15 protein-coding genes and 1 riboswitch are annotated in these 16,108 nt (G+C 75.0%); of the genes, 9 read left to right on the top strand and 6 right to left on the bottom strand.

Annotated features, from left to right (window positions below):
• Window positions 1-9 precede the first annotated feature (9 nt).
• Window positions 10-113: riboswitch (TPP riboswitch) on the top strand.
• Between the two features lie 44 nt (window positions 114-157).
• From ABD234_RS06430 to ABD234_RS06420, 3 genes are read left to right on the top strand one after another with little or no spacing between them, the layout of a single operon-like run.
• Window positions 158-763 carry an ECF transporter S component gene (locus tag ABD234_RS06430; RefSeq protein ID WP_038373022.1) on the top strand — a complete coding sequence of 202 codons (606 nt, stop codon included), beginning with the start codon at window positions 158-160 and terminating at the stop codon, window positions 761-763.
• Window positions 760-2,829 carry an ATP-binding cassette domain-containing protein gene (locus ABD234_RS06425; RefSeq protein ID WP_232226389.1) on the top strand — a complete coding sequence of 690 codons (2,070 nt, stop codon included), beginning with the start codon at window positions 760-762 and terminating at the stop codon, window positions 2,827-2,829. The genes ABD234_RS06430 and ABD234_RS06425 overlap by 4 nt, the downstream gene beginning before the upstream one ends.
• A gap of 25 nt (window positions 2,830-2,854) precedes the next feature.
• Window positions 2,855-3,295 carry an ankyrin repeat domain-containing protein gene (locus ABD234_RS06420; RefSeq protein WP_038373024.1) on the top strand — a complete coding sequence of 147 codons (441 nt, stop codon included), beginning with the start codon at window positions 2,855-2,857 and terminating at the stop codon, window positions 3,293-3,295.
• Between the two features lie 12 nt (window positions 3,296-3,307).
• On the opposite strand, the gene ABD234_RS06415 is transcribed toward ABD234_RS06420, so the two are convergent.
• Window positions 3,308-3,829, bottom strand: coding sequence for a GNAT family N-acetyltransferase (locus ABD234_RS06415; RefSeq protein ID WP_051486908.1), 522 nt, complete (start codon window positions 3,827-3,829; stop codon window positions 3,308-3,310).
• 80 nt (window positions 3,830-3,909) lie between these two features.
• Between ABD234_RS06415 and ABD234_RS06410 the strand changes: the two genes are divergently transcribed.
• Both ABD234_RS06410 and codB read left to right on the top strand, forming a co-directional pair.
• Window positions 3,910-4,395 (top strand): nucleoside deaminase, encoded by a 486-nt coding sequence (locus ABD234_RS06410; protein ID WP_038373026.1) that lies wholly within the window; start codon window positions 3,910-3,912, stop codon window positions 4,393-4,395.
• On the top strand, window positions 4,392-5,696 hold the full coding sequence (codB, locus tag ABD234_RS06405) for a cytosine permease (protein ID WP_038373027.1): 1,305 nt from the start codon (window positions 4,392-4,394) through the stop codon (window positions 5,694-5,696). The genes ABD234_RS06410 and codB overlap by 4 nt, the downstream gene beginning before the upstream one ends.
• A gap of 30 nt (window positions 5,697-5,726) precedes the next feature.
• Here the strand turns inward: codB and ABD234_RS06400 are convergent, their stop codons facing one another.
• The 4 genes from ABD234_RS06400 to ABD234_RS06385 are packed head-to-tail and all read right to left on the bottom strand — an operon-like array spanning window position 5,727 to window position 8,915.
• Entirely contained in the window at window positions 5,727-6,740 is a 1,014-nt protein-coding gene (locus ABD234_RS06400) for an alpha/beta fold hydrolase (RefSeq protein ID WP_038373028.1), read from the bottom strand.
• Entirely contained in the window at window positions 6,737-7,780 is a 1,044-nt protein-coding gene (locus ABD234_RS06395; RefSeq protein WP_051486909.1) for an Fpg/Nei family DNA glycosylase, read from the bottom strand. Before ABD234_RS06395 ends, ABD234_RS06400 begins: the two co-directional genes overlap by 4 nt.
• The gene (locus ABD234_RS06390; protein WP_038373029.1) at window positions 7,780-8,253 is read right to left on the bottom strand and encodes a ribose-5-phosphate isomerase; all 474 of its coding nucleotides are present in this window, start codon (window positions 8,251-8,253) and stop codon (window positions 7,780-7,782) included. The genes ABD234_RS06395 and ABD234_RS06390 overlap by 1 nt, the downstream gene beginning before the upstream one ends.
• Window positions 8,254-8,297: 44 nt before the next feature.
• Window positions 8,298-8,915, bottom strand: coding sequence for a mycothiol-dependent nitroreductase Rv2466c family protein (locus ABD234_RS06385; RefSeq protein WP_038373030.1), 618 nt, complete (start codon window positions 8,913-8,915; stop codon window positions 8,298-8,300).
• 122 nt (window positions 8,916-9,037) lie between these two features.
• On the opposite strand from ABD234_RS06385, the gene ABD234_RS06380 reads away from it, so the two are divergent.
• Together ABD234_RS06380 and ABD234_RS06375 are read left to right on the top strand one after the other, a co-directional pair.
• Complete coding sequence (locus ABD234_RS06380) at window positions 9,038-10,834, top strand: ABC transporter transmembrane domain-containing protein (RefSeq protein ID WP_232226391.1); 1,797 nt, start codon at window positions 9,038-9,040, stop codon at window positions 10,832-10,834.
• Complete coding sequence (locus ABD234_RS06375) at window positions 10,831-12,684, top strand: ABC transporter ATP-binding protein (RefSeq protein ID WP_084148519.1); 1,854 nt, start codon at window positions 10,831-10,833, stop codon at window positions 12,682-12,684. The genes ABD234_RS06380 and ABD234_RS06375 overlap by 4 nt, the downstream gene beginning before the upstream one ends.
• 4 nt (window positions 12,685-12,688) lie before the next feature.
• Here ABD234_RS06375 and ABD234_RS06370 read toward each other — a convergent pair whose 3' ends face one another.
• Window positions 12,689-13,921, bottom strand: coding sequence for a hypothetical protein (locus ABD234_RS06370; RefSeq protein ID WP_084148520.1), 1,233 nt, complete (start codon window positions 13,919-13,921; stop codon window positions 12,689-12,691).
• 25 nt (window positions 13,922-13,946) lie between these two features.
• On the opposite strand from ABD234_RS06370, the gene ABD234_RS06365 reads away from it, so the two are divergent.
• Together ABD234_RS06365 and ABD234_RS06360 are read left to right on the top strand one after the other, a co-directional pair.
• A complete protein-coding gene (locus ABD234_RS06365; RefSeq protein ID WP_051486910.1) occupies window positions 13,947-15,281 on the top strand; it encodes a serine/threonine protein kinase in 1,335 nt (444 codons plus the stop codon).
• 146 nt (window positions 15,282-15,427) lie between these two features.
• On the top strand, window positions 15,428-16,081 hold the full coding sequence (locus ABD234_RS06360; protein ID WP_038373033.1) for a ribonuclease FAU-1 family protein: 654 nt from the start codon (window positions 15,428-15,430) through the stop codon (window positions 16,079-16,081).
• The last annotated feature ends 27 nt before the right edge of the window (window positions 16,082-16,108 follow it).

Genomic DNA, 16,108 nt, shown 5'->3' with positions numbered 1-16,108 from the left:
TCGGTCCGTCATCCACGACAGGGGAGCACCGCACGGTGCTGAGAGTGCGCACGGCGCAGACCCTCGAACCTGATCCGGCTCGCACCGGCGGAGGGAGTCGGGACTTCTCGGCGGCATCACTGCCGCATCCCCTTTCCATCTCGGGAAGGAGATCATGATGACGACCACGACGGGCACCGCCCGCACCCGCTACCGCACCATCGACCTGGTGGTGGTCGCCGGGATCGGCGCCGCCTTCGGCGTCGCGTTCCTGGGCTACGGGGCGCTGTACAGCCTCATCGGCCCTCTCACCGCCGCCTTCAAGCCCGCCGAGGGCCTGCTGGCGGGCATCTGGTTCCTGCCCGCGGTCATCGCCGGCCTCGTCGTGCGCAAGCCCGGCGCCGCGATCGGCGCGGAGCTGATCGCCGCGACGCTCGAGATGATGCTCGGCGGGCAGTGGGGCTGGGGCACGGTGGTCTCGGGGCTGCTGCAGGGCGGCGGCGTCGAGCTCGCCTTCGCCCTGACCGCCTACCGCCGCTCCACGGTGCCCGTCGCCGTGCTCGGCGGCGTGCTCGCCGCGTCCCTGGAGTGGGTGTGGGAGCGCTTCGCCTACTACCCGGAGATGAGCTGGGGCTTCGCGATCATCATGCTCGGCTTCTTCCTCGTCTCGGGGGCGCTGCTGTGCGGAGCGCTCGGCTGGGCGGCGACCCGGGCCCTCGCGGCCACGGGGGCGCTGGATCCCTTCCCGGCCGGTCGCGAGCTGGCGGGCGCCGACCGGGCGTGAGCACCGCGACCGCCGCCGCCGTGCTCGGGGTCGAGGACCTCGGCTGGCGGCCCGCCTCCCGCCGGGAGCCCACCCTCTCGGGCGTGACGCTGCACGTCCCGGCCGGACAGCGGGTGCTGCTGGCCGGGGCCAGCGGCGCCGGGAAGTCGACGCTGCTGCGGGCGCTGGCCGGGCTGCTGGATCCGGAGGCCGGAGAGATCACCGGCGCCCTGAGCACCCCCGACCGTCCCGGCGAGCGGGGCCTGCTGCTCCAGCAGAGCGTGCACGCCCTGGTCGCGGCGACGGTCGCCCGCGATGCGGCCTTCGGACCGGAGAACGCCGCGCGCTCCCGGGCGCAGATCGCCGACACCGTCCGCGGCGCCCTGTCCGCGGCGGCGGTCGACGTCGACGGGGAGGCCTCCCCCTTCGACCTCAGCGGCGGCCAGCAGCAGCGGGTCGCCCTGGCCGGCTCCCTCGCCCTCGCCCCGGACGCCCTGCTCCTGGACGAGCCCCTGAGCATGCTCGACCCGTCGGCGGCCGATGCCGTCCACGCGGCGATCCTCGAGGCCGCCGAAGGGCGCACCCTGGTGGTCGCCGACCACCGCACCGCCCGCTGGCTGCCGCACGTGGACCGGGTGATCCTGCTCGGGCCCGGCGGGAGGATCCTCGCCGACGGCCCGCCCGGCACGGTGGCGCTGCCCGCCGCCGAGCTCCCGCCGCCCCCGCGCCCCGCGCCCGGGGCGGAGGTCGCCGCCCTCGAGGCCGTCGCGATCCGCCGCCGCGGAGGCCGCGAGATCCTGCACCGCGACCTCGACCTGGCGCTGCGCGCCGGGGAGCTCGCCGCGCTCACCGGCCCGAGCGGCAGCGGGAAGACGACGCTGCTGCGGGTCCTGCTGGGGCTGGAGGCGCCCGCCGCGGGGAGGATCCGCCGGCCCGAGCGGGAGCGGACGGCCTTCGTCCCGCAGGAGCCCGAGCACTCCTTCGTCGCCCGGACGGTGCGCGAGGAGGTCACCGCCTCGCCCTGGGCGCAGGACGAGGCCGCGGCGGAGGAGCTGCTGGAGCGCGCCGGGCTCACCCACCTGGCCGCCGCGAACCCCTTCACGCTCTCGGGCGGGGAGCAGCGGCGCCTCGCGATCGTCGCCGCCCTCGCCCAGCGCCCGCGGCTGCTGGTGCTGGACGAGCCGACCGTCGGCCTCGACGACGCCCGGCTGGCCGACGTGGTCGCCCTGCTGGACCGCGCCCGCGAGGACGGCTGCGCGATCATCGCGGCGACCCACGACGAGCGCCTCGCCTCCCGCGCGGACCGCACCCTCGCGCTGCCGGCGCGCCCCGCACCGGACCGGCCCGTCTCCCGGGAGATCACCCCGGTGCCGCACCCCCGCCGCACGGCGGCGCGCGCCTGCAACCCCCTCACGCTGTGCGCCGTCGGCCTGCTCGCGGCCATCGGCTCCTTCGGCGTGTCGACATGGCAGATCGGCGTGCTGGGCCTGCTCCCCGTGCTGCTCCTGGCCCCGCTGGCCGTTCCCGGCTGGCGATCGGCGGTGCTGCGCCTGGCGCCGGTCCTGCTCTCCGCGGCGACCCTGGCATGGACCACCGCCCTGCTCTCCCCGCTCGCCCCGCTGTCCGCCTCGGCCTGGCTGCTGGGCGCGAAGGAGGCCTCCCGGATCACCCTGTTCGTCGCGCCGGGCGTGCTCGCCCTCGCCTCCGTGGACGTGACCGCCCTGGGCGATGCCCTGCGCACCCGGCTGCGCCTGCCCGGCCGGCCGCTCGCCGCCGGGGTCGCCGCCCTGGTCCGGATCGGGCACCTGCGCGGGCAGTGGGAGCGGATCCTCGCCGCGCGGACGCTGCGCGGGCTGGGCTCGGCCCGCTCGCCCCGCGTGCTGGCCTCGGCGACCCTCGCCCTGCTGGTGGACACGCTGCGCGGGGCGGAGCAGCAGGCCCTGGCCATGGACGCCCGCGGATTCGCCGAGGCGGACGCGCGCACCGTCGCGCTGCCCAGCCCGCTGGGGCGGGCCGACGTGATCGGCGCGCTGGTGGGCATCGCGCTGCTGCTGTGGCCCTGGGCGCTGCGGCTGATGATCGGCTGAGGGCCCCGGCGCCTACCCTGGTGCCATGACGCCGACGGACGAGACCCCCGCCCCCGCCCCCGCCCCCGCTGCCCCGGATGATGACGCCGCCGCGCTGGCCGCGAGCATGATGGACGCCGCCCGCCAGGGCCGCGCCGACGTCCTGCGGCCGCTGCTCGCCCAGGGAGCACCGGTCGACATGCAGGACGCCTCCGGCAGCACCATGCTCATGCTGGCCGCGTACCACGGGCACGCCGCGCTGGTCACCGTGCTGCTCGAGCACGGCGCGGATCCCGAGCTGATGAACGACCGCGGGCAGTCCCCGCTGGCGGGCGCAGCGTTCAAGGGCTACGAGGACGTCGTGCGGGCCCTGCTGGCCGGCGGCGCCGATCCCGACGCCGGCGCGCCGAGCGCCCGGGAGACGGCCGCCTACTTCCGGCGCGCAGAGATCACGGCCCTCCTCGACGGGGACGGCGACGGCGCCTGATCCGCGCCCGGCTCAGTGCCGGTACTCCATCGGCACGTGCTCGATGCCGGCCTCGAGGAACATCTCGCCGACGGTCACGTAACCCATGCCGCGGTACCAGTCCTCGAGGTAGGCCTGCGCGTCGATCCGCACCACCTGATCGGGGGCGAGCTCGCGGGTGAGGTCCAGGGCCGCGCGCATGATCCGGCCGCCGAACCCGTCCCGGCGGTTCTGCGCCCGCACCGCGAGCCGGCCGATCCGCATCGACCCGTCCGGCTCGGTGAGCACGCGGATGTGCGCGGCGGGCTCCCCCGCGAGCCCGGCGGCCTCCGCCTCCGGGCCGGGCACCTCGATCCACAGCAGCGTCGTCCCGGCCTCGAGGTCCCGGCCGTCCAGGTCGGGGTCCGTGGCCCCCTGCTCGATCGAGAACACGTCCTGGCGCAGCTTCGCCAGCAGGTAGAGGGTGCGGGGGTCCACCTCGCGCACCGGAGCGCGGTGCAGCGTCGCCCCGGAGGGGATCGGCGAGGAGGGGGTCAGCGCGGAGAGGTCGTCCATGGTCTCCACGCTACGCCGTAGTATGCCTCTGGCCTGCGCGTCCCCTGTGCGAGCCGTGCCACCACGAAGGAGCGTGAACCATGACCTGGACCCCCACCGCCGAGGAGGACCGGCACTTCCTGTCCCTCGCCATCGAGCAGGCCAGGACCAGCTGGGACGAGGGCGGGGTGCCCATCGGCGCCGTGCTCGTGCACGAGGGCGAGGTCCTCGCCGCCGGACACAACCAGCGGGTCCAGAAGAACTCGGCGATCCTCCACGGAGAGACCGACGCCATCGAGAAGGCCGGTCGGCTCCCCGCGAGCGTCTACCGTCACAGCGTGCTGTACACCACCCTCTCGCCGTGCATCATGTGCACCGGCACGGCGCTGCTGTACGAGATCCCCCGCATTGTCGTCGGCGAGAACCGCACCTTCGAGATGTCCGAGGCGCTGCTGCGCGAGCGCGGCGTCACCGTCGACGTCCTCGACGACCCGGAGTGCGTGGCCCTCATGGAGCGCATGATCGCCGAGCGGCCGGAGATCTGGAGCGAGGACATCGGCGTGGAGACCTCGGAGCTGGGCCGATGACGAGCGCCCCCTCCGAGACCGCGCCGCAGGAGTCCGTCGAGCCGGTGGACCCCGACTACCCCGTCACCCCGGTCCCCCGCTCGGCGCGCCGCAGCGCGCTGTCCATCAGCGTCGTCCTGATCGGCTTCACCGTCTTCGCGCCGACGCTCATGGCCGGCGCGAGCGTCGGCGCCGCCTTCGGCTTCTCCGAGTTCCTCGCCGTGCTCGCCGTCGGCTCTCTGGTGCTGGGCGCCTACGTCGCCGCGATCGGCTTCCTCGGCGCCCGCACCGGCCTGACCACCGTGGTCATGTCCCGGTACACCTTCGGCACGGCCGGGTCCAAGGTCGTCTCCCTGCTGCTGGGCGGGACGCAGGTGGGCTGGTACGGGGTGGCCGTCGGGTCCATCGGCCAGATGACGGCCCTCGCCTTCGGCTGGGAGGGCGGCTGGCGGCCGGCGCTGGTGATGATCGCCGTCTCCGCGCTGATGATGCTCACCGCCCTGTACGGCTATGAGGGCATGTACTGGGTCTCGCTGATCTCGACCCCGCTGATCCTGATCCTCGCCTTCTGGATCACCGGCCGCGCGCTGGTGGAGGTCGGCGGGATCGGCGGGCTGTTCTCCCTGGCCCCCACCGCCTCGATGAGCTGGGCGGTGGCCGTGACGACGGTGGTGGGCACCTTCGCCTCGGCCGGGACCCAGGCCGCCAACTGGACGCGCTTCGCACGCCGCGGCCGCGACGCCGTGCTCGCCTGCGCGATGGGCTTCGTGATCGGCAACGGCCTCATGGTGTTCTTCGGCGCGGTCGCCGCGCTCGCCTTCGGCGAGGGCGACTTCACGACCCTGCTGCTGGGCATGGGCATGATCGGCTGGGGCCTGTTCTTCCTGTTCGGCAACCTGTGGAAGTCCAATGCCGATGCCGCCTACGCCTTCGGCGTCGCCGGCGCCGAGATCGCCAGCTCCCCGCGCAAGGGACCGTTCATCATCGGCGGCGTCGCGATCGCGACGGTGCTGGCGCTGACCGGGGTGCAGGAGCACATCGTGGGCTACCTCAGCTGGATCGGGATCCTCATCCCGCCGCTGGGCGGGGTGCTGATCGGCGACTGGATCGCCCGCTGGCGCGGCGGGCAGCCACCGCTGTCCTCCCTCACCGAGACGGTGCGCTGGCAGGCGCTGGTCCCGTACCTGCTGGGCGCCGTGGCGGCCTGGGCCTCGAACGCCCTGGCCCTCGGCATCGCCCCGCTGAACGGCATCGTCATCGCGCTGGGGCTGGCCTGGCTGCTCAGCTCCCGCACCCGCGCGAAGGACGCCGCGGCGGCATAGCCCGGAGGCGGCCGCGGGCGCGGCCGGGGCTCAGCCGCGCGGATCGGGCGTGGCGGTGAGGCGATCCATCGCCTCCCGCCACGCCCGCACCATCTGCGGCCCGCCGTGGCCCTCGTCCTCGACGACGACGAGCTCGCTCGCCGGCCAGGCGCGGTGCAGCTCCCAGGCGGTGAGCACCGGCCCGGAGACGTCCCGGCGCCCGTGGATCAGCACCGCGGGGATGCGGCCGATGCGGTCCATGCCGCCCAGCAGCCCGCTGCCGGGCGCCGCGCCCCACGGCACGGCCCAGTCCCCGACGAAGCCGTCATGGGCCCAGTAGTGGGTGACCAGCCGCGCGAAGGCGCGCTGCTGGTCGGTGACCTGCTGCGGCAGCGGGGCGATCTCGAGAACGCCGCCGCCGATGCGCACGTGCTCGTCCTCCCAGGCGCACCAGTGCGCGGCCGCGGCCTCGGCCAGCTCCGCGTCCTCGGAGGCGAGCAGCCGCCGGTACGCCTCGACGATCCGCACCCGGTCCGGGCCGTGGTCGCGGCGGTCGAAGTCCCCGTGCTGCTCGGCGAAGGCCGCGAAGCGGTCCCAGGCCTCGGGGAACACCGCCCCGATCCCCTCGGTGATCCAGTCGACCTCGCGCCGCGAGGTGGCGGTGACCGCCATCAGCACGATCCCGCGCACCCGCGCGGGGTGCGCCTGGGCGTAGGCGAGGGCGAGGGTCGATCCCCAGGAGACGCCCTGCACGATCCAGGAGCCGATCCCGAGATGCTCGCGCAGCAGCTCGAGGTCGGCGACCAGCCGCGGCGTGCTCTGGGCGGAGAGATCCACGCAGCCCGCGGCGCCCGCGGAGGGCGTCGAGGCCCCCGCGCCGCGCTGGGACAGGCCCACCAGATGCGTGCGATCGGCGGGGACCTTGTCGCGGTAGCCGGGGCTCAGCCGCCCGCCGGGGCCGCCGTGGAGGTACAGCGCCGGGACGCCGTCGGCGCTGCCGCTGGTCTCCCAGAAGATCTCGTGCCCGTCGCCGACGGGCAGCATGCCGCTGCGCAGGGTGCTCATCCGTCGCTCTCCTCGGAGGTCGCTGCTGCCGGCTCCCGGTGCTCCCCGCTCTCCGCCCAGGCGGCGGCGGGATGCTCCAGCGTCCAGCGGGCGCGGCGGGAGCGGACGCTCTGGCACCGCGGGCACCAGAAGACGGTGCGCGCGGCCATGTCGCCGCTGCGGATCGCGGTGCCGCACAGCCGGCACGGCAGCGTCTGGCGGTGGTAGACGTAGAAGGACTCCTCCCGCGGGACCGCCGCGGGATCGCCGTCGCCGTTCTGGAGCGTCCCGCGGGAGCGCTCGAGGATCCGGGCCTCGAGGCGGCGGTGCTCCGGCTGGGTGGTGACGATCCGCCCGGTGCGCGCCCCGTACCGCATCAGGGGGACGAGGTCCTCCCAGATCCCCCGGACCATGCCGGCGGTGAGGTCGCGCCCGGGGACGGCGGGGTCCAGACGAGCCCGGAACAGGATCTCCGCGCGGTAGATGTTGCCCACCCCGGCGATGACGTCCTGGTTCATCAGCAGCACGCCGATCGCGGTGCGGGAGGCCCGCACGCGCTCCACGAAGCGCTCGGGGTCCGCGTCGGCGCGCAGCGGGTCCGGCCCCAGCCGGTCCAGCACGCGGCGGCGCCCGGCGCCGTCGAGGACCTCGCAGGCGGTGGGGCCGGTGAGGTCGGCCAGGCCCTGCGATCCCTGGATCCGCAGCCGGGTCGTGGGGCGCGGCACGAGCCGGCGCCAGTCGCCCTCCGGACCCTGCACCCGCGGCGCCCCGATGGCATGGGCGGGGGCGAAGCCCTCCTCCCCCGCGAAGGTCCACGAGCCGTACAGCCCCAGATGCACCCGCACGTAGCGGGTGACCGGGTCGCCGGGGGCGACGGAGGCGTCCGGGGTGAAGGCGATCAGCAGCTGCTTGCCCACGGCCTCCGCATCGGCCAGCACCCAGCCGTCCAGCTCCGCCGCGTCGGAGAAGCGGCCCTGGGGGCTGGAGGTGCGCACGGCCTGGGAACCGAAGCCGGCCCGCAGCGCCGCTGCGAGCCGGTGGACGGTATGCCCCTCGGGCATCAGTCGGCGGCAGGGGCGTCGTAGCCGCCCGTCTCCTCGTAGCGGGCCACGAGGTCGATGCGCCGCTGGTGGCGCTCCTGCCCGCTGAAGGGCTCGGCGAGGAAGATGTCGATGAGCTGCTCGAGCTCCTCCTCGGTGTGCTGGCGGGCCCCCACGGAGATGACGTTGGCGTCGTTGTGCTCGCGGGCCAGCTGGGCGGTCTCCTCGTTCCACACGAGCGCCGCACGGACGCCGCGCACCTTGTTGGCGGCGATCTGCTCGCCGTTGCCGGAGCCGCCGATCACCACGCCGAGCGATCCGGGCTGGGCGACGACGGCCTCGCCGACGTCCGTGCAGAACGGCGGGTAGTCGTCCAGGGCGTCGTAGGTGTGGGCGCCGTGGTCCATGACCTCGTGGCCCTTGGCCGTGAGGTTGGCGACGAGGCGGTTCTTGAGCTCGAATCCGGCGTGGTCGGTGCCGATGTGGACGCGCATGGATCTCTTTCTTCGGGGGACGGGAGCAGACGGGGCAGGACGGATCAGGACAGGTCGACGCCGCCGGTGCGGGAGCGCTTGACCTCGTAGAAGCCGGGGACGCTCGCGAGGGCCTGCATGCCGTCCAGCAGACGGCCGGCGTCCTCGCCGCGCGGGGCCGGGGAGATCACCGGGCCGAAGTAGGCGGTGCCCTCGCCGAAGGAGATCACGGGCGTGCCCACGTCCGTGCCGACCATGTCGACCGCGCGCTGGTGCGAGGCGCGCAGCGCCGTGTCCAGCGCGTCGCCGGGGACGTTCTCGTAGGCGTCGATGAGCTCGGCGGGCAGCTCGGCGACCTCGAGGGCGTGGACGGCCGCGGCCCGGCGGTCGTCCTTGTTCCCGCCCACGTGGTAGTGCTCGCCCCAGGCGGTGTACCAGCGGGAGAAGGCCTCCGGGCCCTGCTGCTGCGTGATCGCGATCGCCACCCGGGCGGCCCCCCAGGCCTGGTCGATCGAGGCGCGGTAGCCCGGTTCGAGCTCGCGTCCCTCGTTGAGCACTGCGAGGGACATCACGGAGAAGGTGGGGCTCACGTCGCGGACCTCGGTCGCGTGATGGAGCCACCGGCTGGTCATCCAGGCGTACGGGCAGGCGGGATCGACGAACAGTTCGACAGGTCGGGACATCGGCTCTCTCCTCGGGGGTCCGGGCAGGCGGATGCGTCCATCCTCTCACCTGCGGGCCCGCCGGGCCGAGGACGTCCCGAAAAGCGATTGCCACCGGGGGTCCGGGGCAGTTGGATGGACCGGTGCCCCTTCCTCGCAAGGCCCGAGCGGCCTCCCCCGACCCCGCGTCCCGCCGTCCCGGCGTGATGCGCTCCATCGTGCGCCAGCACCGGCGCGAGCTGCCCTGGATCATGGCCCTGTCCTTCGTGGTCGAGGCCACCGAGATGGCGGTGCCCGTCCTGGTGGGCTTCGTCATCGACGCCGGCATCGTGCAGGGGAACCTGACCCTGACCCTGGGCGGTGCGGCGGGCATCGTCGTGATGCGGCTGCTGAGCACCTGGGCCTGGATCGTCATGTTCGCGGCCGCGCAGCGGGCGCGGATGTTCGAGCGCCACCGCCTGCGCGTGGCCGTGACCGGCGCGGTGCTCGACCCGCGCTCCACCCCCGTGGACCGTCCCGCGGGCGAGGTGCTGTCCATCGCCACCTCCGACGCCGACAAGGCCTCGGACGTGATGGACATGATCCCGTGGGCCTTCCCCGCCGCGACCGTGGTGCTGGGCGCCGGGGTGTGGCTCGCGATCCTCGACCCGATGCTGGGCCTGGTCACCCTGATCGGCATCCTCGTGATGGTCGTGGTCATCCGCGTGATCAGCCCGGTGCTGTCGGCCCGGTACGACGCCCAGCAGTCCAAGGCGGCCGATGCCGCCGCGACCGCCACCGACCTCGTCCACGGCCTGCGCATCCTGCAGGGTCTGGGCGTGCAGGCCCGCGCCCGCTCCCACTACCGCCGCCGCTCCCGCATCGCGCTGGACGCGGCGCTGGTCAACGCCCGCTTCTCGGGCATCTCCGGGGGCCTGACCACCCTGGTGACCGCCGGCATGATGGCCGCCGTGGTGATCATCGCCGCGCAGCGCACCATCGCCGGGGCGCTGACGGTGGGCACGCTCATCGCCGTGGTCGGCGTGGCCCGCAACAACATGGGCATGCTGCAGGGACTGTCCGGGCTGCCGGTGTGGTGGGCTTCCATGTCCACCTCGGCGCGGCGCGTGCGGGACCTGCTGGCGGACTTCGGCCGCACGATCGACGATCCCGAGCTCTCCCTCGGCCACCTGCGCCGGGCGCGCGACGACCGCGGCGAGTCCCGCCCCGGCGAGCGCCGCCCCGGCACCGGCGGCCTGCGCCTGGCGCAGGTGCGCGCCGGCACCCTGGACGGCCTGGACCTCGAGGTCCCCGACGGCCGGGTGGTGGCCGTGGCCTGCACCGACGCGCGGGACGCCGACGCGGTGATCGCCGCGGTCTCCGGCCGCGCCGAGGCCGGCAGCGTGCAGCTGGGCGATCACGCCGTGACCGCCGAGAACCGCTTCGCGACCCGTGCCGACCTGCTGGTGGAGCCGCACGTCGTCGACCTGTTCGACGGCACCCTGCGCGAGCAGCTCGCCACCCGGGCGCCGTCCTCGGTCGCGACCGACGGTACGGACGACTCCTGGGCCGATGCGGCCCTGCACGCCGCCGGCGCGGAGGACATGCTGCGGATCCTCCCCGAGGGGTACGACACCCGCATCCTGGACCGCGGGGCGAACCTGTCCGGCGGCCAGCGCCAGCGGATCGCGCTGGCCCGCGCGGTGGCCTCCGACGCCCCCGTGCTGGTCCTGCACGACCCGACCACCGCCGTGGACGCGGTGACCGAGCAGCACATCGCCGAGGCCCTGGTGGCGGACCGCCGCCGCGAGGACCGGGCGACGCTGCTGGTGACCCGCGCCCCGGCCCTGCTGCGGGAGGCCGACGAGGTCCACCTCGTCCGTGCCGGCCGCGTGACCGCCCACGGCTCCCACACGGAGCTGATGGACCTCGAGGAGTACCGGGAGATGGTGCAGCGATGACCGCGACCACCGAGAAGCCGTCGGCGCTGAACTGGGATGCGCAGCCCGAGGAGCTGCTGGCCACCGACGCGACCGCGCGGCGCCAGCTCGACGAGCATGCCCAGATCCTGCCGATCGCGACCGTCCGCGACGCCGCCGCCCACCTCGGCGGGAGGCTGCGCCGCTTCTGGTTCTCGACGCTGCTGACCGTGCTCGTGGTCACCGGCGGCGCGGTCGCCGCGGCCTGGATGCCGCGGCTGATCGGCGACGCCGTGGACCTCGTGCAGGCCGGGGCGACCCCCGGGCAGCTGTGGCGCCAGGGCGGTCTGATCATGCTCTCCGGCGTGCTGCAGGCCGTGCTGGCGGCGCTGGGCTGGACCCTCGTCTCCAGCCTCGGCCAGCGGGTGCTGGCCGGGATGCGCGAGGACGTCATCGACCGCGCGCTGGACCTGCCGGCGCAGACCATGGAGGTCACCGGCATCGGCGACGCGCTCTCCCGCGTGGCCGACGACGTCGACGTCACCGCGCGCGCCGTGAACAACGTGGTGCCCAACCTGATCCAGGTCGGCTTCTACGTCGTGGTGACGCTGATCGGCATGGTCGCGCTGTCCCCGTGGCTGCTGATCCTCGTCGCGGTGATCCTGCCGATGTACGCCGCCGGCACCGTCTGGTACCTGCGGCGCACCGCGCCGATCTACCGCCGCGAGCGGGTGGCGATGGGCGCCCGCGCCCAGGGCCTGCTCTCGGCGATCCACGGCATCCCCACGGTGCACGCCTACGGCATCGAGCGCCGCGAGACCCGCCACGTGGCCGTGCTGTCCGAGACCGCCGCCGTGCTCGGCATGCGGGTGATGACGCTGGTGACGCGCCTGGTGAAGTACATCGTGTGGCCCGAGAGCATCGCGATCGCCCTGGTGCTGGTGCTGGGCTACGTCATGGTCCACGTCAGCGGCGCGCCGATCGGCGTGGTCACGGCCGCCGGGCTGTACGTGGTCAGCCTCATGTGGCCGATGACCAACCTCATCTTCAGCCTCGACGACGTGCAGTCCGCGGCGGCGAGCCTGACCCGGATGGTGGGGGTCATCGAGTCCTTCGACCCGGCGACCTCCCCCGGCCCCCAGCGCCCGCAGGACGCCTCGATCCGCCTCGAGGGCGTCTCCCACGCCTACGGCTCCGATGCCGACGGCGAGGAGAACATCGTCCTGCATCCGCTGGACCTGGAGATCCGACCCGGCGAGCGGATCGCGCTGGTGGGCGCCTCGGGCGCCGGCAAGTCGACCCTCGCGGCGATCATCGCCGGGACCCTGGTGCCCCGGCACGGGCGGGTGCTGCACGGCGGGGCGGACCTCGCCGCGGCGGACCTCGAGGCGATCCGGGCGCACTCCAGCATCGTCAGCCAGGACGTGCACGTCTTCCGCGGCACCGTCGCGGAGGATCTGCGGCTGGTCCGCGAGGACGCCACCGAGGAGGAGCTGCGCCGCGCCCTCGAGCTCGTCGAGGCGTGGTCCTGGGTGCAGGCGCTGCCCCGCGGCCTGGACACGGAGGTCGGCGAGAAGGGCGAGCGGCTCACGGCCGAGCAGTCCCAGCAGCTGGCCCTGGCCCGGATCGTGCTGCGGGATCCCGCCGTGCTGGTGCTGGACGAGGCCACGGCCGACGAGGGCTCCTCCGGCGCCCGGGTGCTGGAGCGGGCTGCGCTGCGGGTCGCCGAGGGGCGCACCACCGTGATCGTCGCCCACCGCCTCTCGCAGGCGCGGGCGGCGGACCGGATCCTGGTGATGGCCGACGGCCGGCCCGTCGAGCAGGGCACCCACGACGCCCTGGTCGCGGCGGGCGGCGCCTATGCGCGGCTGTGGGAGGCCTGGGCCGGCTGAGCCCTCAGCCGCGGCGGCGGGAGCGGATCGCCCCGAGGAGCAGGCCGATGCCCAGCAGGGCGGTCACGAGCGCTCCCGCCGCCGCGAGGATCCGCCCCCACGGGAGGGCGCTGATCGCCCCCGCGAGGGTGCGGTCGGCGCTCGTCCCGACGGCCTCCCCCTCGACCTCGATCGTGAGGATCACGTCCACGTCCCCGACCGGCTCGATCTGCGCGCCGGTGTCCTCGTCGACCTCGAGCGGGGCGTGCTGGGTGAGGGAGAGGACCTGACGGCCGGGCATCCAGACCCCGGCGACATCGGAGTCCTCGCTCTCGCGGTTGGCGATGCTCACAGTGCTCGCGTACCCGGCCCCGAGCACCGAGCCCGGGGAGGCGCCGGTGCGCGCGTCGGACTCCTCCGCGAGCGGCACGGGCATGCGCACCGGGTTCCACGCGAGGACCTCGAGGCTGCGGGAGGTGTCGGCGTGCTCGGCGCTGACCACCTCGGCGCGCCAGCGCAGCCGCTGGCCCTCGGCGACGTCGACGGAGACGTAGCGGGGCTCGTCGGGCGAGAGGCGCACCCGGTAGCTGCCGGGCGCCAGCGGGGTCGCCAGACCGTACGAGCTGCCGGTGCTGCTCAGCCCCTCGGCCTCGGGCGCCCCGGGCTGCGGGCCGGTGTCGGTCAGGGGGCTCGCGGCGGCCGGCGGGTGCTCCGCGCCGTCCGCGGCCGGCTCCACGGCGATCCGCACCTCGACGGGGATCGCCGTGTCGCGGTGCAGGGCCCCGCCGCGCGCGGCCTCGACGAACATCGGCCCGGCGGCGCAGCCGTCCTCCGTGCCGGTCGGCGTCGAGGAGGCGTAGGCGAGGATCGGGGTGCGGCCGGAGGACTTCTCCCCGATGCTGCCCTCGTCCTCGGCCACGCAGCTCTCGCCGTCGGCGTCGAGCAGGCGGACGTCCAGGTCCAGGTAGGCGTAGTCCTCCCCGTCGAGGTCCGGTCCGGGCGGGACGGCGGTGGCGCTCGCGTGCAGGCGCGCCCCCTCGGGCACGTCGACGCGGTAGATCCGCGCGACCTCCCCGTCGGTGCTCCCGGGCAGCGCGTCACGGATCAGCCCGGGCTCCACCACGGGCGCCTCGGCGAGGGAGGCGGCGCCGGCCACCTCCCGGCCGGTGAGGCCGTAGTCCTCGGCGAGGGCCGGCGTCGGGGCCGCCAGGGCGAGGACCAGAGCGAGCGCCGCGGTGCGCGGGTGGGCTGCTCTCATGGTGTCCTCTACGATCGTGTCCATCATGGGTGACGTCATCGCCGGTCGGTACGAGCTCCTGGACCCGATCGCGAGCGGGGCCTCGGGGTCGGTGTGGCGCGCCGTGGATCATCGTAGCGGGATGCTGTGCGCGGCCAAGGTGATGCGCCAGCGGGACTCCTCGGACATGCTGCGCTTCGTGCGGGAGAAGTCGATCCGCGTCGAGCACCGCAACCTGCTGACGCCGAACGGCTTCGGCGCGGAGGACGACCATGTCGTCATCGGCATGCCGCTGGCCAGCGGCGGGACCCTGCAGGAGATCGTCCGGGCCCACGGCGCGCTGTCGGATCCGCTGGTCGCGCTGGTCCTCGCGCAGCTGCTCGCGGGCCTGGGGCGCCTGCACCAGGAGGACTGGATCCACCGGGACGTCAAGCCCGGGAACATGCTCTTCGAACCGGTGGGGCGCGGCGTCCCGATCATGCGCCTGGCCGACTTCGGGATCGCCGTGCACGCGCGCGACGTGCGCCTGACGGCCACGGGGTTCGTCAACGGCACGCCCGGCTACGTCGCCCCGGAGATCATGTCCAGCGGGCGGATCTCCCCGCAGCAGGACCTGTGGGCGGCCGGCGTGGTGGGCCTGGTGATGCTCTCCCCCGAGACCCGCGTCGACCGTGAGGGCAGCGGCTCCGAGGCGGTGCGCGCCGTGCTCGCCACGACCGCGCCGCCGATCGCCGCGGTGATCGGCTCCCTGCTCTCCGTCGTGCCCGAGCAGCGCTGCCCCGACCTGCCGGGGGCGGTCGCGGCGCTCGAGGCCCTCGCCCGCACCGTCGCCCCGCCCTTCACGGACCGTGCGGGGGCTCCCGTCGAGTTCCCGGACCGCCTGCCGCCGCTGCCGGAGGGCTCCCCCTACCGGGGCACGGACGTGCTGCGGGCCGACACCGCCGGCCGCGGCCGGGGGACGACGCCGCTGCTGCCCGGTCCTCCGCGGCTGCGCACCGCGCCGGCCTCCCCCGCCCTGCCCGCCGCCCCGGGCCCGGCCCCGGTCCCCGGGCGCTCGGCGGACGCGGGGAGCTGGGCGAGCACCGCCCCGAGCGTCCCCGCCCCGGCGGCCCCGCCCCGCCCGCGGCGGCGTGCGCGGGTGATGGCGGGCCTGGCGGTGCTCGCCCTCGCGGGCTCCGCCGTGCTCGGCACGATCGCCGTGCGCGGCGGGATCCTGCTGCCCGACGAGCAGCAGATCGCCCAGCGGGATCCCTCGGTGCGCATCGGCGCCTCCTGCGACTGGACCGAGGCGGGCACCGAGGCCACGACCGCCGGCGGCATCGCGGCGGTCTGCGCCGAGCGCGGCCCGGACGAGCATCGCTGGGAGCGCGCAGGCCGCTGACCTCCCCGGGCGCGCCTCGCCGCGCCCGGCGGGCGACGCGGTATGGTCGGCCCATACGCCTTCCCCCTCGCGGGCGGAGCAGCGTCCGGGTCGGTGGGCCGGCCGGTCCGGGCAGCCCGTGGGGGCCGACTCGGCCAGGAACCGCCATGCCTCCCACACCACACTGGTCGCCCGGCGACCAGGTGACCTGGACCTACTACACCCATCAGCACCCCACCCGCACCGTCCGCCCCGGCACGGTCGTCCTGGACGACGATCGCGGCGTCGTCATCTGGATCGCCCCGGGGACGGAGGTGCTGCTGCCCGTGCTCGAGACCGGCGCGGCGCTGCGCCGCGCCGGCGACGAGGGGATGTTCACCCAGCCGCGCCGGCAGTCCAAGCAGCTGTGGACCGGCAACGGGATCCTCATGATCGGCCTGCCCGACACGCCGTACTCCGTGTGGCTGTTCTACAAGGACGACGGCTCGCTGGGCTGCTACTACGTCAACCTCGAGACGCCCTACGAGCGCACCGAGGAGGGCGTGCGCACCCGCGACCTGGTGCTGGACCTGGTGGTGCTGCCGCGACGCGACTGGCACTACAAGGACGAGGACGAGCTCGAGGGCGCCGAGCGCGTGGGCTACTTCAGCGCCGAGGAGGTCGCGGAGATCCGCGCCGCGGGCCGCCGTGCGGAGAAGGACATCGAGGCCTGGCGCTATCCGTTCTCGGCCGGTTTCGAGCACTTCTTCCCCGACCCCTCGTGGCCGATCCCGGCGCTGCCCTCCCATTACACCTGGGATCTGGACCTGACCAGGCGCTGATCCTGCCCGTGCAGTGGCAGGATGGGA

It is taken from the genome of Brachybacterium phenoliresistens (assembly GCF_039530785.1).
Classification (GTDB): domain Bacteria; phylum Actinomycetota; class Actinomycetes; order Actinomycetales; family Dermabacteraceae; genus Brachybacterium; species Brachybacterium phenoliresistens.
This window is presented reverse-complemented; position numbering and strand designations above follow the sequence as displayed.

Bases quoted from the DNA above. Each gene is read 5' to 3' on its own strand.
- ABD234_RS06430 (WP_038373022.1), top strand. From the start codon at position 158: ATGACGACCACGACGGGCACCGCCCGCACCCGCTACCGCACCATCGAC.
- ABD234_RS06420 (WP_038373024.1), top strand. From the start codon at position 2,855: ATGACGCCGACGGACGAGACCCCCGCCCCCGCCCCCGCCCCCGCTGCC.
- ABD234_RS06415 (WP_051486908.1), bottom strand. From the start codon at position 3,829: ATGGACGACCTCTCCGCGCTGACCCCCTCCTCGCCGATCCCCTCCGGG.
- ABD234_RS06410 (WP_038373026.1), top strand. From the start codon at position 3,910: ATGACCTGGACCCCCACCGCCGAGGAGGACCGGCACTTCCTGTCCCTC.
- codB (WP_038373027.1), top strand. From the start codon at position 4,392: ATGACGAGCGCCCCCTCCGAGACCGCGCCGCAGGAGTCCGTCGAGCCG.
- ABD234_RS06400 (WP_038373028.1), bottom strand. From the start codon at position 6,740: ATGAGCACCCTGCGCAGCGGCATGCTGCCCGTCGGCGACGGGCACGAG.
- ABD234_RS06395 (WP_051486909.1), bottom strand. From the start codon at position 7,780: ATGCCCGAGGGGCATACCGTCCACCGGCTCGCAGCGGCGCTGCGGGCC.
- ABD234_RS06390 (WP_038373029.1), bottom strand. From the start codon at position 8,253: ATGCGCGTCCACATCGGCACCGACCACGCCGGATTCGAGCTCAAGAAC.
- ABD234_RS06385 (WP_038373030.1), bottom strand. From the start codon at position 8,915: ATGTCCCGACCTGTCGAACTGTTCGTCGATCCCGCCTGCCCGTACGCC.
- ABD234_RS06375 (WP_084148519.1), top strand. From the start codon at position 10,831: ATGACCGCGACCACCGAGAAGCCGTCGGCGCTGAACTGGGATGCGCAG.
- ABD234_RS06370 (WP_084148520.1), bottom strand. From the start codon at position 13,921: ATGAGAGCAGCCCACCCGCGCACCGCGGCGCTCGCTCTGGTCCTCGCC.
- ABD234_RS06365 (WP_051486910.1), top strand. From the start codon at position 13,947: ATGGGTGACGTCATCGCCGGTCGGTACGAGCTCCTGGACCCGATCGCG.
- ABD234_RS06360 (WP_038373033.1), top strand. From the start codon at position 15,428: ATGCCTCCCACACCACACTGGTCGCCCGGCGACCAGGTGACCTGGACC.